The 13404-nt window shown below is 63.2% G+C and carries 9 protein-coding genes; 6 read left to right on the forward strand and 3 right to left on the reverse strand.

Features of this window, described 5'->3' with window-relative positions; translation table 11 throughout:
- Positions 1–1533, forward strand: coding sequence for a metallophosphoesterase (locus CGLUCO_RS01050; RefSeq protein ID WP_084035995.1), 1533 nt, complete (start codon positions 1–3; stop codon positions 1531–1533).
- Positions 1534–1607: 74 nt separating this feature from the next.
- Complete coding sequence (locus CGLUCO_RS01055) at positions 1608–3023, forward strand: purple acid phosphatase family protein (protein WP_232621909.1); 1416 nt, start codon at positions 1608–1610, stop codon at positions 3021–3023.
- A gap of 4 nt (positions 3024–3027) precedes the next feature.
- Here the strand turns inward: CGLUCO_RS01055 and CGLUCO_RS01060 are convergent, their stop codons facing one another.
- The gene (locus CGLUCO_RS01060) at positions 3028–4815 is read right to left on the reverse strand and encodes a M13 family metallopeptidase (protein ID WP_084035997.1); all 1788 of its coding nucleotides are present in this window, start codon (positions 4813–4815) and stop codon (positions 3028–3030) included.
- A 26-nt stretch (positions 4816–4841) separates the two neighbouring features.
- On the opposite strand from CGLUCO_RS01060, the gene CGLUCO_RS01065 reads away from it, so the two are divergent.
- The 4 genes from CGLUCO_RS01065 to CGLUCO_RS01080 are packed head-to-tail and all read left to right on the forward strand — an operon-like array spanning position 4842 to position 8342.
- Positions 4842–5303 carry a hypothetical protein gene (locus tag CGLUCO_RS01065; RefSeq protein ID WP_070740646.1) on the forward strand — a complete coding sequence of 154 codons (462 nt, stop codon included), beginning with the start codon at positions 4842–4844 and terminating at the stop codon, positions 5301–5303.
- Positions 5304–6119 (forward strand): PrsW family intramembrane metalloprotease, encoded by an 816-nt coding sequence (locus tag CGLUCO_RS01070; RefSeq protein WP_005391049.1) that lies wholly within the window; start codon positions 5304–5306, stop codon positions 6117–6119.
- Between the two features lie 31 nt (positions 6120–6150).
- Positions 6151–7149, forward strand: coding sequence for a glycoside hydrolase family 25 protein (locus tag CGLUCO_RS01075; protein WP_084035998.1), 999 nt, complete (start codon positions 6151–6153; stop codon positions 7147–7149).
- Positions 7150–7184: 35 nt separating this feature from the next.
- Positions 7185–8342 carry a hypothetical protein gene (locus CGLUCO_RS01080; protein WP_141759658.1) on the forward strand — a complete coding sequence of 386 codons (1158 nt, stop codon included), beginning with the start codon at positions 7185–7187 and terminating at the stop codon, positions 8340–8342.
- Here the strand turns inward: CGLUCO_RS01080 and CGLUCO_RS01085 are convergent.
- Complete coding sequence (locus CGLUCO_RS01085) at positions 8293–11520, reverse strand: arabinosyltransferase domain-containing protein (protein ID WP_070740656.1); 3228 nt, start codon at positions 11518–11520, stop codon at positions 8293–8295. The two genes, CGLUCO_RS01080 and CGLUCO_RS01085, sit on opposite strands and share 50 nt — an antisense overlap.
- A 6-nt stretch (positions 11521–11526) precedes the next feature.
- Positions 11527–13404: a galactan 5-O-arabinofuranosyltransferase gene (locus tag CGLUCO_RS01090; protein WP_084035999.1), complete on the reverse strand. Its 1878-nt coding sequence runs from the start codon at positions 13402–13404 to the stop codon at positions 11527–11529.

Genomic DNA, 13404 nt, shown 5'->3' on the forward strand with positions numbered 1-13404 from the left:
ATGTCATTGCGCACGATTGCGGCCGCGGGCCTGACCCTCAGTCTCCTTGTCACCACCCCGGCGTACGCTGAGACGACAGACCTCTTCCTCGGCGTTGGATCCGACGAAACCAGCGCCAACCTGAACTGGTACATGCCTTCCAAGCAGCAGCAAAAGGTGCAGGTCAAAGACGCTGCGGGAAAGGTGACCACCGTCGACCCCAGCGAAGTTACCCTGACGAGTACGAACGCCGAATACGCCGCTAAGGCGACGCTCACGGGGCTCGCGCCCGGTTACTCCTACCGCGTGGGTTCCGACGAGGACGGGTGGACAACGTGGTACGACCTCACCGTGCGCCCCCAAACCGACAGCTGGAACTTCCTCTTCTACGGCGACCCCCAGATCGGCGCGGGCAACCTCGCCACGGACGCCGAGGGCTGGAAGAAAACGCTCGCCACCTCCACCGCCGCGCACCCCGACACGGCCTTCCTCGTCACCGCGGGTGACCAGGTCAACTACGCCCTCGCCCAGGACCAATACGAGGCCTTCTTCGCCCCCGACCAGCTGCGCACCTACCGCCTGGCGGTACAAAGCGGCAACCACGACAACGACATAGTCGCCTTTGCCCGCCACTTCAACCTGCCCAACGCCAGCGGCTACAACTACTACTACGAATACAACAATGCGCTGATCGTCGCGCTGGATTCCAACAGCATCGATTACAATGGGTTGGCGAACTTCCTGCGCACAGCCGTGGCCAAGGCCGGCGGTGGCAAGGACTGGATCATCGTCACCTTCCACCACCCGCCCTACGCCCACAGCTGGCACGCCTTCGAGGCGAAGCCGAAGGAACTCGCCCAAAACCTCGGCCCCGTCCTCAGCGACCTCGGCGTGGACCTCGTCCTCAACGGTCACGAGCACATGCACACCCGCTCCCACCTGATGAGCGGTACGACGGCGCGCCCCACCGATTCCACCAATCTCACCCCGCGTGGCAACGAGGTCCTGTACTACACGGCCAACAGCTCCTCCGGCTCCAAGTTCTACGACTTCGCCTCCTCCGGCGCCGCCCGCCATCCGGGCATGACCTTCGAGCAGTCCGTTGCCGAGGGCCTCGTCCGCCCCGAGGTTGCCTACTGGAACCAGGACGGCACGCCGGATTACACCAACGTCGAGGTCACGCCCACGAAGCTCACCCTGACCACCTACAACGTTGACGACGGCTCCGTCGTCGACACGGTCACCCTGAACAAGACCGTGCTTCCGCCACTGCCGGAAAACCCGGGTTCGATGACCGAGCTTCCCGAGGACCCGGCCCCCACGCCTCCGGCGGACCACGAGACCAAGGTGGAAACGGAAACCGTCGTGAAGACGGAAACCAAGGTCGAGACGGAGAACGAAACGGTCATCAAGACGGAGACCATCACCCCCGACGCCGAGCAGACACCTCTGCAGCTGGCGGCGATCATCACCCCGATCATCTCGATCCTCGCCATCCTCGGGTCGGTGGCGTGGACGCAACGCGACCAGATTATTCACCTGTTAGGTCTGTAAAATTCACCTGCTAGTAAGCGTGGAATTCTACGCTTGGTTCGTCCCCATTTTCTACCCCAAAAAGGATGTACACCATGCGTTTTCTCGCACTAGCCACCACCGTTGCAACGACCGCGGCACTCGTCACCGCCCCGGCTTACGCCGCCGATAAGGGCATCGACGACGTGTTCCTCGGCATCGGCACCACGAACACTTCCGCTAACATTTCCTGGACCTCCACCACACCCGCGACCGACCAGGTCGTTGAGGTGAAGGACGGCGAGACCGTCGCCGCGAAGACCGATACCACCGCCTTTAACGGCATGTACGGTGTCGATGCCGAGCTGACCGGCCTCACCCCGGGCAAGGCCTACTCCTACCGGGTCGGCTCCGACACCGCCGGCTGGTCCGACTGGTACACGTTCACCCCCGAGGCGGAGAGCACCAACTGGAACTTCCTCTTCTACGGCGATCCGCAGATCGGCGCCTCCAAGGGGAAGAAGGACGATCCGGCCCTGTGGAAGCACACGGTGGACACGACGGTGAAGAATAACCCCGGCACCGATTTCCTCCTCACCGCCGGCGACCAGGTCAACGCCGACCGTTCCGCCACCGAGGAGCAGAAGGAGGCGGAGTACGACGCCTTCTTTGCCCCCGCTGCGATGCGCCAGCTGCGCACCGCGGTGCAGGACGGCAACCACGACAAGCGCTCCCTCGACGCCTTCCACACCCACTACAACCTCCCCAACGCGGAGGATCAGAACTACTACTTCACCTACAACAACGCCCTCATTATCTCCCTCGATACGAACATTGAGGACACGGCGCTGCACACCGAGTTCATCAAGAAGGCCATCGCCGCTCACCCCAACACGGACTGGGTCATCGCCACCTTCCACCAGCCCCCGTACGCCCAGAGCTACCACGCCTACGAGGACAAGACCACGTGGCTGCGCGACGAGCTCACCCCCGTCCTCTCCGAAAGCGGTGTTGATCTCGTGCTGTCTGGCCACGAGCACATCTACGGCCGCTCCCACCTGATGAAGGGAAACACCCCGGTCAAGCAGGATAAGCAGGCGGCTCCCGGCGACACGCTCACCCCCGCCGACGGTGAGGTCCTCTACATCACCGCCAACTCCGCCACCGGTTCCAAGTTCTACGATTTCTCCACCGCGATCGATGAGCAGCACCCGAATCTCACGTTCGAGGATTCCGTGGCCAAGAACATGCTCGGCCACGGCACCGCCTACTGGAACCAGGATTACACGCCGGACTACACCGACGTGCAGGTGACCCCCACCTCCCTCAAGGTCATCACCCGCAACGTCGATGACAATTCGGTTGTCGATGAGGTCACGCTCAACAAGGCCTCCACGGGGCTTTCCGACGCCGAGCTCGCCGCGGCCATCGTCGTCCCGCTCCTCGCCGTTCTCGCTGGATTGGGTGCGCTCATCGCTCAGTTCATCGAGCCGATCCGTGCGCAACTGCGCGCCTGGGGTCTCCCAGTCTAGGTCGCTACCAGATCGTCACTCGCTCCTCCGGGGCGAACCCGTCTTCCACGTCGAACGCCTCGTAGAACTCGTCGATGTTCTTGGGGATGACGCTGCAGCGGAACTCGGAGGGGGAGTGCGGGTCAATGGCCAGGAGCTGCGCCGCCATCTGCGGGCGCGTCTTCTGGCGCCAGGACATCGCCCATGAGCGGAAGAAGCTCTTGAGGTCGATGTCCTCATTGTTGTCGGCGGCCCACTTCTTGTACGCCACGAGCGCAATGCCGAGGCCACCGAGGTCGCCGATGTTCTCGCCGAGGGTGAGCTCACCGTTGACACCCGGGGTCTCCGTGCCCTCCAAAGCGATCGGCACGAGCCCCTGGAACTGGCCGACGAGCTTGGCCGTCAGCTCCTCAAACGCGGCGCGGTCCTCGTCGGTCCACCACACGTTGAGGTTGCCGTGGCCGTCGTAACGCGAGCCCTGGTCGTCGAAGCCATGACCGATCTCGTGACCGATGACCGCACCAATTCCCCCAAAATTCTCAGCGGGGGAGTGGGTGGGCGAGTAGAACGGCGCCTGCAGGATCGCGCCGGGGAACGTGATGTCGTTGACGGTCGGGTTGTAGCAGGCGTTGACGGTCTGCGGTGTCATGACCCACTCGCCGCGATCGTACGGCTTGCCCAGCTTGGACAGGTGGTAGTTGTGGGAGTTGAGGGCGAGCGCGCGGGCGTTGCCCAGCACGTCGTCTTCCTGCAAAGAAACATCGTATTCACGCCACGTGTCGGGGTAGCCGATCTTCGCCGTAAACTGCTCCAGCTTGGTCAAAGCTTTCTCCCGCGTAGCCGACGTCATCCATGGCAGGCCCGAGATGCGCTCCCGGTAGGCGGCGAGCAGGTAGTCGACGAGTTCGAGCATGTCCTTCTTGCTGGACTCCGGGAAGTACCGGGCGGCGTACAGTTTGCCCAGTTCGAAGCCGAGCCCCGATTCGACGAACCCGAGGGCGCGCTGCCACCTGTCGCGCTGCTTCTCCGAGCCGGCGAGGACGCGACCGTAGAAGTCGAAGTTTGCAGCCGACAGCTCGTCGGAAAGCATTCCAGCGCACGAGGAGATGATGTGCCAGACGGCCCACGCGTGCCACTTCGCCTCCGGAAGCTCCGAAAAAGCCTCTTCGAGGTGGGTGAGGTAGCTCGGCTGGCAGGCGATGACCGTCTGGTTCTCAAGCCCCATGGTGCGCAGCATCTGCTGCACGTTGGTGCCCAACGACGACAGCTCCACCGGGTTGAACGTCTTCACCGCATCGCGGCAGGCGACATTGTCCCAGTGCCCGCGCGCGAGGTAGTGCTCAACCTCAAGCACATCGGTGGCCGACTCGCTGCGCCCCGCCAACCCCAGCATCCGCTCCACGTGCTTCTCGTACGCGGACAGCGTCGCAGCGTGTTCCGGCGCGTGGTAGTACGCCTCGTCGGGAAGCCCGAGTCCCGCCTGGACGATGTAGGCGATGGACATGTCACTGTCGGCCGACTTCTCCACGAAAAACGACGCGGGTGCCGTGATCCCGATTGTGTCCAGCTCGCCGAGAGCCTCCGGCAGCGGCTTGTCCAAGAGGTCGAACGGCAGGTCATCAACCGATCCGCGGTGGTTCATAAACGAGCGGTAGGCGGTGCCCACCAGCCCGTCGTCGCCCTCCGCGAGCTCCTTACACTGCTTCAGGGAGTCGAGCCGCAGCTCCTGGAACGTGCCCCACGACGCGTACTCGGCGGGGATGTCCGTCTCGCGGTACCAATCCCCGTTGACAATCTCGAATAAGTCCTTCACGTGATTTTCTCCTACAATCGGGTGGCGTGCAATACAAGTTACAACCTACCGTAGGTGTCTTCGGCATCGTGGCGGCATTGGTGTACCTCTTCGCCCCCGCGTTACTCCCGAAACTTTTCGACGAACCGTACCGCGAACCCGTCACCATCGGCGATGATATCGCCCTGCCCGACAGCCCCTCGTGCGAACTCGACTTCGGCACGGGCCTGCTCACCGGGTACAAGTGCGGCCCCGACTTCGTCCGCTCCGAGGAAATCGGAGAGGTTAAAGACCCGAAACTCGCCGCCCGCCGCATGTGGGAAGCAGAAATGTTGCTCCCCACCGAGGCGGAACCCGTCACGGAAGGTAACGTAACCATGCTTCGCGACGGCGACACCGCCGTCCTCCTCGCCCCCACCGGCGACAAAGACGGCGTCTACACCGTCGCCATCGCCTCCGGCATTCTTATCGACCCCACCCTCAACGCCCTCCAGGCGGTGAACGTATAAATGAAACTCCTCTTCAGAATCGGTCTCGTGCTCTCGGTTGGTGGCATCCTCATCAACCTCGCCAACCTCATCGTCGCGCCGGGCGCCGGCCTCATTTCGCTCGTGTTTTGCTGCGGGTGGATGGCGTTGTTCACGTGGTTGATCGCCACCTCCCGGCTGTGGCCGGTGGGGCTGGAGAAAAAATGGGTTGCCGCAGCCCTCGCCTGGGGCGGGGGTACATCCCTGTTGCTGGTGATGGCCGGCAGTGGCGGCTACATGGAGGCCACGCGCCTGGCCGGCAGTGAGCTGACCATGGCCTCCTTCGCCGGCGCGCTTCCCGAGGAGGTGGCCAAGGGCCTCGGCGCGTTCTTCATCATCTATCTCTGCCCGCGCGTCACCCGCCCCTACCATGCCCTCGCTATCGGACTCCTCGTCGGTCTCGGCTTCGAGTCGGTGGAAAACTTCGGCTACGGCACCGTCGGTGCCCTCTACCACCCGTCCTCGGACATGCTCGGCATGCTCGAAATGTGGGGCATGCGCACGGTCGCCGGCCCCGGCCTCCACATGGTCTTCACCGGGATCCTCGCCTATGGCCTCGGCCTGTGGCTCTTCTCCTCCCACACCTGGCGCGTCGCCGTCGCTTCCTGGGGCTTGTCGACGCTCTTCCACTTCTGGTGGAACCTTCAACCCTCCTCCGAGCCCGTCCAAATCGCCTCTATCATCGCCTGCGCAGTTGTCATGTACGCCGTCTTCATCGCGGTAGTAGTCCATGCGGTGCGCGCCGCGCGTGCCGACACCTCCCTCTTCGACACGCCCACCCTCCTGTTACACGTGTGACTCATGTGACTAATGTGGTAACATTCGCCCCATGAAGCGAGTTATTGCACTGGTCACCGTTTTAGCAACTGCTGTACCAACGGCGGGGGCGGTTCCTCTCCTCTCCTCCGGCATCGACATCGCCGGCCACCAACACCCGGGCGGCTCCGCCATCGACTGGCACCAGGTAGCCAACTCCTCCCAGGATTTTGCGTTTATTAAGGCGACGGAGGGCGTGGGCTTCACCAATACCCACTTCCCGGCTGATGTTAAAGATGCCCGTGGGGCAGGATTGCACGTCGGCGCCTACCACTACGCCCGCCCCGGCGCCGACGCCAAGGCCCAGGCCGCCTACTTCGCCGAGACGATCAAGCAGGCCGACGCCACCCTCCCCCCGGTTCTCGACCTCGAGGAGACCGACGGCCTCGGTGTAACGGCCCTGCAGAATTGGACGCGCGACTTCCTTTCTGAAACGCAGCGCCTGACGGGCAAGACACCGATGATTTACACCTACCGCTATTTCTGGGCAGAGCAGATGGGCAATACGAAGGAGTTCTCGCAGTATCCGCTGTGGTTGGCTGCGTGGCAAAACACTCCCCCGGCTGAGGTTCCTGGTGGCTGGAGTTACATGACGTTCTGGCAGCGCTCGGCTCACGGTCGGGTCTCTGGCATCCTCAGCGAGGTTGATCTCAACCTTTTCAACGGCACTCGCGACCAGTTGGGGGCCTTCGCCGCCGGCCACGCGCTCGGCATCGGGAATCTCCTCCAGCCCACGGACAACTTCGGTGGTCCGGACTTCGGCGGCACCTCCCAGCCCCTCGCGCACGCCATCCTCGGCATTGCGGAGGGCAATGTCCTTGCTTCTGCTGAGCTTGTCGACGCCGCCACGAAGGCTGGTATCGACCTTCCTAAGGCCTTCAGCTTGGCTCGTGTCCTGGTCGAGCTGGGTGCACAGAACAAGCTCCCCGTCGAGGACTTGAAGACGATGGCCGCCAGCGGCAAGTACTCCCTCGGCGATCTCCTCATCCTTTTGGATAATTCTTCCCGGTAGGGAACCAAGTGGCGTGTGTGTCACGTCTAATGGGTATGACACCACACGAGTTCCTTGCCACGCGCTCCTCGGGGATAGCTATCCTCGAGGGGTTTAGTGGGCTGCGTAAGCACGAAATTGAGGAACTCGCGCTCGCCGCAGACTGCCTCCCCAAAGACATCCGCCCCCTTGTTACCTGCGCCAACGCCTGGGCTAAAGCCCCGGCCGAGCAGCGTAAGAAGGCGGCGGATTTTTCGTTGACGCGTTTGAGTATCATTTCGCGCGCCTGCAATTCCCTCAATGCCACCAACCGGGAGGAGATGGATACCGTACGCGGGCAGTTGATCGAAGCGTCGACAAGCATGACCTGCGACGAACTCCAGAGCTTTGCGACGACCATAGTCAAGGAACTCAACAAAGACACCTTCAGCACCAACCGGGGGGTGTTTGTGTCCAAGAAAGCCGACGCCCAGGGCAACAAGCAACTCATCCTCCGCGACAGCGAGGATGTCATCAACCGCATCAACGCACGCCTGGCCGAGCTCGCCCCCAAAACCATGGACCTGTGCCGCGGCAAGGGCAAAGCCTTCGCCGATCTCGCTTTCTCCGAAGGCGGCGAGCTCAAGCCGACCGAGTACAAGCCGGCGCTCATCCTTGTTCTCGACGACATGTTCTACGCCGGCGAGGAGGCCAAGGTTCAGACCACGACCGGCGAAACGTATGACCTGGACGAGCTCGCCGAACTAGCGCTTGCCGACACCGGCTGGCTCACCATCGTCGACAAGGAAGCCCACGTCATCGGCAACTACGAAATCGAGCGCCGCCGCTTCGCCAACAAAAACCAGCGCGCCGCCAACGAAATCATGCAGATCATCTGCCCCTGGCCCGGCTGCCACGAACTCGTCAGAGACGGCGCAGCCCACCACACGTGGCCCTTTTGCCTCGGCGGAAAAACCGACTCCGACACGCTCACCGGCTGTTGCCACTCCCACAACGCGCAAAACGATGACCGAAGAGATAGGCCCCTCAACGGGCACTTAGAGCGCGACGCTGAGGGGCGAGTTGGCTGGCGGCCACCCGGAGGTGGCCCGCTTGTCTACAACAACCAGCCGGAAAATAAATGGTGCGGCTACAACCTTGTACGAAAGGTCCTACAAATGAGGGCTACTCGTCGGTCGCCATCGGACCCGGATACCACAGACCCGACCGGGTAATCACTTCCGTATCAACCGCGGCGGGCTTCGGCTCCTCACCGCGCGAATTGGTGCGCAACGAGTACTCTTCGATGGAGCCCCAGTCCCGCTGCCAATCGTCCTTCAGGTACCCGGGGATTTCGCGACCCTTGTTGGCGGCCTCCGCAATCCCCATCACGCCACCGCCGTTGTAATCCTGGAACGGCGACAGCGTCACCTTGCCCGGGTGGTCCGGCGAAATGCGGTATTCCGGCACTTCCGCCACACCCGCGTAGTGGTCGAAGGACCGCTGGCACGGGAACTGGAGTGCGACGGCCCAGTCCAAAAGCCCCGGCTTCTCGGAGCCGATGACGTCGTTGAGGGGCGCGAGGGTGGGGACGCGCGGTGGGGTGAAAGCCACCCACTCCTCCCCGCTGAGGTTTGTGTCCACTGCTGTGATTCGCACGGCGTCGGCCTCGGCAGGCAGGCTGTCGAGCGGCACCCTCAGGTTCCTCCACTGGGGGGCGGGTCCGATATCCATCGGTTCCACGCTTCCTAGCTTTTCGACGCTCCCCCCGTTGCGCTTTCCGTATTCCACCAGGAGTTTCTGCCCCGGCTGTTTCACCCCATTGATATCATGGTGCGCAATTTTACCAGCCGCGGAGATGACGAGCAGCGGGTTCTCCGTCTCCGGCAGCTCGTACCACTGCGTCTGCACCCTCGACCCGAACTGGGCCCCATACCGGTGCGAGCCGACGACGGGGACCTTGGTGTAGTCGATGCCGAACGGCAGCCGGATATTGGATCCGTTGGCGCCTTGTTCTTCTCGGGCGCCCTGCGTGCTGGTGCTGGATCCGGCGGAGTCGCCGCTGGCGGTGTCTGCTTCTGCATCACTGGCACCAGCCACGGTTCCGGCTGATCGTGCTGAGGTGTCGACACCGCCACCGACGATGGTTTCGGGGATGTTGTTGGGGCCGAAGCCGACACCGTCGCCGTCGTCAAGCGATTCGGCGAGGGTTCCTTCGATGGGGGTGAGGAACGCGTCGTTGGTGTCGGTTTCGAGCAGCGCGTCCTGTGCGAGGTTGCAGCTGTTTCCGGTCAGTGCGCGCAGGTTGCCGAGCCCGACGGAGTACGCCGGGTATTGCGACACGAACCCTTTGCCCAGGCTGAGGCAGCTGAACACGACGACGAGGGCGCTGAGCACGGCTATCGGCGCGGCGAAGAGTCCGTCGAATTTTGCTAGTCGACGATCCTTTCTGGCACCGTCTCCTCGCACCTCCCGCACTTCGTCGAGGAACCCGCTGATGACTCCCGCCAACAAAACAAGCAGCGCGATGACGAGCATGACGGTGGAGGACTCGATCCCCTTGAACTGAATCGACTTGTCGAACCACGGCACGCCAAACGACGAGATGTACCACCACGCGTTCTGCCCAGCGAGGCAGAAGGCGAGCAGGAACAGGAACCCGCCGATGACAAGCAGCCGGTTCCGCACGGAGCGCAGCGCGATTTGCGAGCAGACGATCGCCGCCAGGGCAGCAAGGGCGGCACCAAGCCCGGCGAACACACCGAAGTGGTGGGACCACTTGGTGGGCGTGAAGCAGAACGCGAATAAGGTGAGCGCGAACATCATGACGAGCCGGAAGGTCGGTGCCTTGGCCGCGCCGACGACCCCGCCGTGGCGCAGGGTGGAGGCAATCACAAGAGCAACAGCCGCGAACATGAGTAGTACCGCGAACCTACGGGTAAACGACCCGTCCACGTTGTTGCCCATGAGCGTCTCATAGCGCACCCACTCGAGGTACCACGGCAGCGACGGCCCCTTCGCGGAGCGGACGTGCACGGCCTCGGTGACGGTGCGCAGCGTCTGGTCGCCGAACACCGCCATGAGGATGGCGAAGCCGGCGGGCAGGAACGGCACGAGTTGTGCGATGACTCCGAGGTCCCTGCGACGGTGCAGCATGCGGATGAATGCCGGAATCCCGGCGAGCAGCGCGCCGACGGCCATGAGCCCGGTCGGGCCGGCGCCGAGCGCAATTGTCGCAACAATAACAGCCGAGGCGCCGTAGAGGAGCCTGTTCGTCGCAAAGCATTTCTCCACGAGCACCCACGTAAGCAGCGAGAGTGCGGCGATGATCGGCTCGGGGCGGATGCCGTTGTTGTACGGCAGCCAGAAGGAGAGGAAGACGAAGGCGGCGGTCCAGTGCGCAACTCTTCTATCTGCTATCTTCTGCCCCAACCGGGGGAGGACCTCACGCGACAACAGCAGCCACGTCAGCACCGCTGCCATCAGCTGGGGGAGGCGGACCCAGATCGACGACGTGGACACATACGTCATCAAGCCCAGCAGGTCGTAGTAGGGCGCGCCGAAGGGTGATTCGGGGACGCCGAACCAGCGGTAGTAATTGGCCATGTAGTCGGCGGCGTGCGATTGCCGGGCCATGGTGAGGATGAATCCGTCGTCGGAAGTGTTGGCGCCGATGAAGTACCAGAACAGGAGGATGGCGCCGACGATGCCGTCGAGGGGGGTGATGGTTTTCCACCGGGGGGTGTATTCGGGCTGGTGGTTGCCCGCGAGTTGGTCGAATTTCCAGAGGCTGAACAGTGACAGGAGGAGGCAGGCGATGCCGCCCCACATGGCGAGGTATTTGATCAGGCTTGGCGAGGAGGTGAAGCGGGAGTTGATGGTGATGTCGGCGCTAAGGCCAGGTACGTTCGCCTCCCGGTTGAGTTCTGTGTATAGTCCTGTGACTTGCGGTCTGGTGTCTTCGTCAGTCGAGCCCTCGTGGCTGCCGAGGGTGATGGTCGTCCCCTCGGCGTCGCTGACTAGCTTCAGCTCGTCTGTGGGCTGTAGCTTGTCGACGTCCTCCCGGCTCAGTGCGAAGATCACCTTGTCCTTCACCACGGCGTCGAGGCCGTTTTCGCCTAGGCGGATGAAGAGGCCGCGCTGCGTGGCGTCCTTGGAGTCCTGGGGGAGGGTTCCGAGGAGCAGGTTTTGACCGTCGTGAAGCTCATCAAACGCATCAACGGGGATGGTTGCTTCGAGCTTCTCCGGCGCGTAGCTCATGAGCGGCGCGGTGATGGACTGGAGGTCTCCCTGGGGCCAGTGCACAGTCGACTGCGTCTGGTTGACGGGGAGGAATGGCGTCAGGATGAACAGGAGGAAGCCGACGATGCCAGAGGCGATCGCCAGCTTTTTAATCTTGTCGAGGGTCAGCACGGCACATCAGTTTAAGGTCACTACTACGAAGGGGCCAACTTGGGCCACATCCCAGTATGGGGCGGAAAATACTGCGGGGTTGAAAAAGATCCCACGGAAGCGGACGTTGGGGTTGTTGGGGTAGATGTCCTCAGCGAGGTCATACGTCCAGCCGGTGTCCATGTCGTCTGCGTTGCCGCGGAAGATGAAGGCCTGCGGAGGAGCCCAGGGGGACGCGTCGAGGGCATCCTTGAACGCATCGGGGTCTTTGAGTTCATTCCAGGAGGCGTTGGCCCAGTGCTCAATGAGCGTGTTGCGGAGGTCGAACTGGCCGAGGGGGTTGGCGTAGTGGCTCGTCATGGCTTGGAACCCGCGGTAGGGGTAGTAGGCGAGGAAGGTTCGTTCATCAGTAAGCACAACAGTATCAGCCGGGGAGGTGGTGTGCGTCCGCAACTCCGCGTCGATAGCCTCGTAGAACGTCGCAGACCCGGGCGCGAACCTATCGGCGCGCCTGCCTTCGCCGTCGGTGTCGGTGTGCGCGCGGTCGATGGCGTTGGTGTTGCGGGCGGGGATTTCCTGGGCGTAGTAGATTCCGGCGAGCGCAATCACAATAGCAACAGCCGCGGTGATGCGGGGCTTCGTCGGCAAGTATGACAGGTGCGCCTGCGCAAGCCCGAGGACACCGAGGGTGGCCAGGCACACGGTGAGGACGGCATCGAGGCGGAAGCCGAGGAGCGTCGTGCCGCCGAGGGAGGCGACCATGGAGGCGATGATCCAGCCGTAGGTGACGATGACGGTGATGCCGAGCGACATGATGTCGGGTTCGAGGATGTTCAGCATCATGTAGATGAGTCCGACCAGGCACAGGAGCCCGATGACGGTGAAGCTGAACATGGGCAGGGGAACTTGGGCACCGGAGTAGGGCAGGTAGTGCTGGCTGGTGGCGCCGGAGCGGGGGCGTCCGGAGAGGACGGCCCACAGGTAGGGGCCCCAGACTGTGAGGGCGATGAGGCCGGAGCAGATGCCGATGAGGATCATCCGCAGGAGGGGCTTGATGGATTGTTCGACGAGTGCGGCGACGATGGCGGAGCCGAGGATGAGGGTGCCGGCGAGGACGGAGGTGTACAGGGTGTACATCGTCGCGGAGATGCCGAGGAAGACGATGATGCCGATGAGTGACCAGAGGTGGCCGCGCAGCGCCCGGCCGGCGAGCACCATGGCGGCGGAGCTGCCGGCGGCGATGATCGCCGCGTAGGGTTCGGCGGCGGAGATAACGAGTACGACACAGGTGGTGACGAGCGTGATCGCCGTGGCGACGGGCAGGGAGCCGATGAGGCGTTGCCAGACGGGGGTGAGGACGCTCACGGCACCGGCGATGGAGACGAGTGCCCAGGGTTGGAACACTTCCCAGCCGGGTAGTCCGAGGATGTTGGCAAAGCGCCCGCCGAGCCAGAACCAGCTGCCGGGGTAGTAGCTCGGCATGTCGATGTAGTTCATGTCCGAGATGTGCCAGCTGTCGGTGAGGCGGGTGAGGAATTGCGTGCGGAATTCCTGGTCACCGGTGATGCCGTCGAGCCAGAGTTTGCTGGTCGAGAGGGGCACGGCGGTGGTGGTACACACAATCCCGGCTGGTGCTAGATAGCACACAAGGTACACAAGTGGCCGAAGTTTCGTTGGGCCGTGGAACCAGCACCACACGGCGGCGGCTGCGGCAAGGCAGACGATGACCGTGCCGGCGGTGGCGACGGCGGTGGTGAGGTTCGAGCTTGTGAAGGCCGGGAGGTTTGTGTGGCGGAGGGCGAACCAGACTAAGAACGTCGCGAGGCCGCCTCCCACGCCCGCTGCAGCGATGGCTGCGAGCGTTGTGGCGAGTGGGAGGCGGTCAGGTGCGTACTCGTTGCCCAT

This window comes from Corynebacterium glucuronolyticum DSM 44120, from assembly GCF_030440595.1.
Lineage (GTDB): Bacteria > Actinomycetota > Actinomycetes > Mycobacteriales > Mycobacteriaceae > Corynebacterium > Corynebacterium glucuronolyticum.

Excerpts from the sequence above, each read along its gene's own strand:
- CGLUCO_RS01050 (WP_084035995.1), top strand. The coding sequence starts at position 1 with ATGTCATTGCGCACGATTGCGGCCGCGGGCCTGACCCTCAGTCTCCTT.
- CGLUCO_RS01055 (WP_232621909.1), top strand. The coding sequence starts at position 1,608 with ATGCGTTTTCTCGCACTAGCCACCACCGTTGCAACGACCGCGGCACTC.
- CGLUCO_RS01070 (WP_005391049.1), top strand. The coding sequence starts at position 5,304 with ATGAAACTCCTCTTCAGAATCGGTCTCGTGCTCTCGGTTGGTGGCATC.
- CGLUCO_RS01075 (WP_084035998.1), top strand. The coding sequence starts at position 6,151 with ATGAAGCGAGTTATTGCACTGGTCACCGTTTTAGCAACTGCTGTACCA.
- CGLUCO_RS01080 (WP_141759658.1), top strand. The coding sequence starts at position 7,185 with ATGACACCACACGAGTTCCTTGCCACGCGCTCCTCGGGGATAGCTATC.
- CGLUCO_RS01090 (WP_084035999.1), bottom strand. The coding sequence starts at position 13,404 with ATGGGCAACGAGTACGCACCTGACCGCCTCCCACTCGCCACAACGCTC.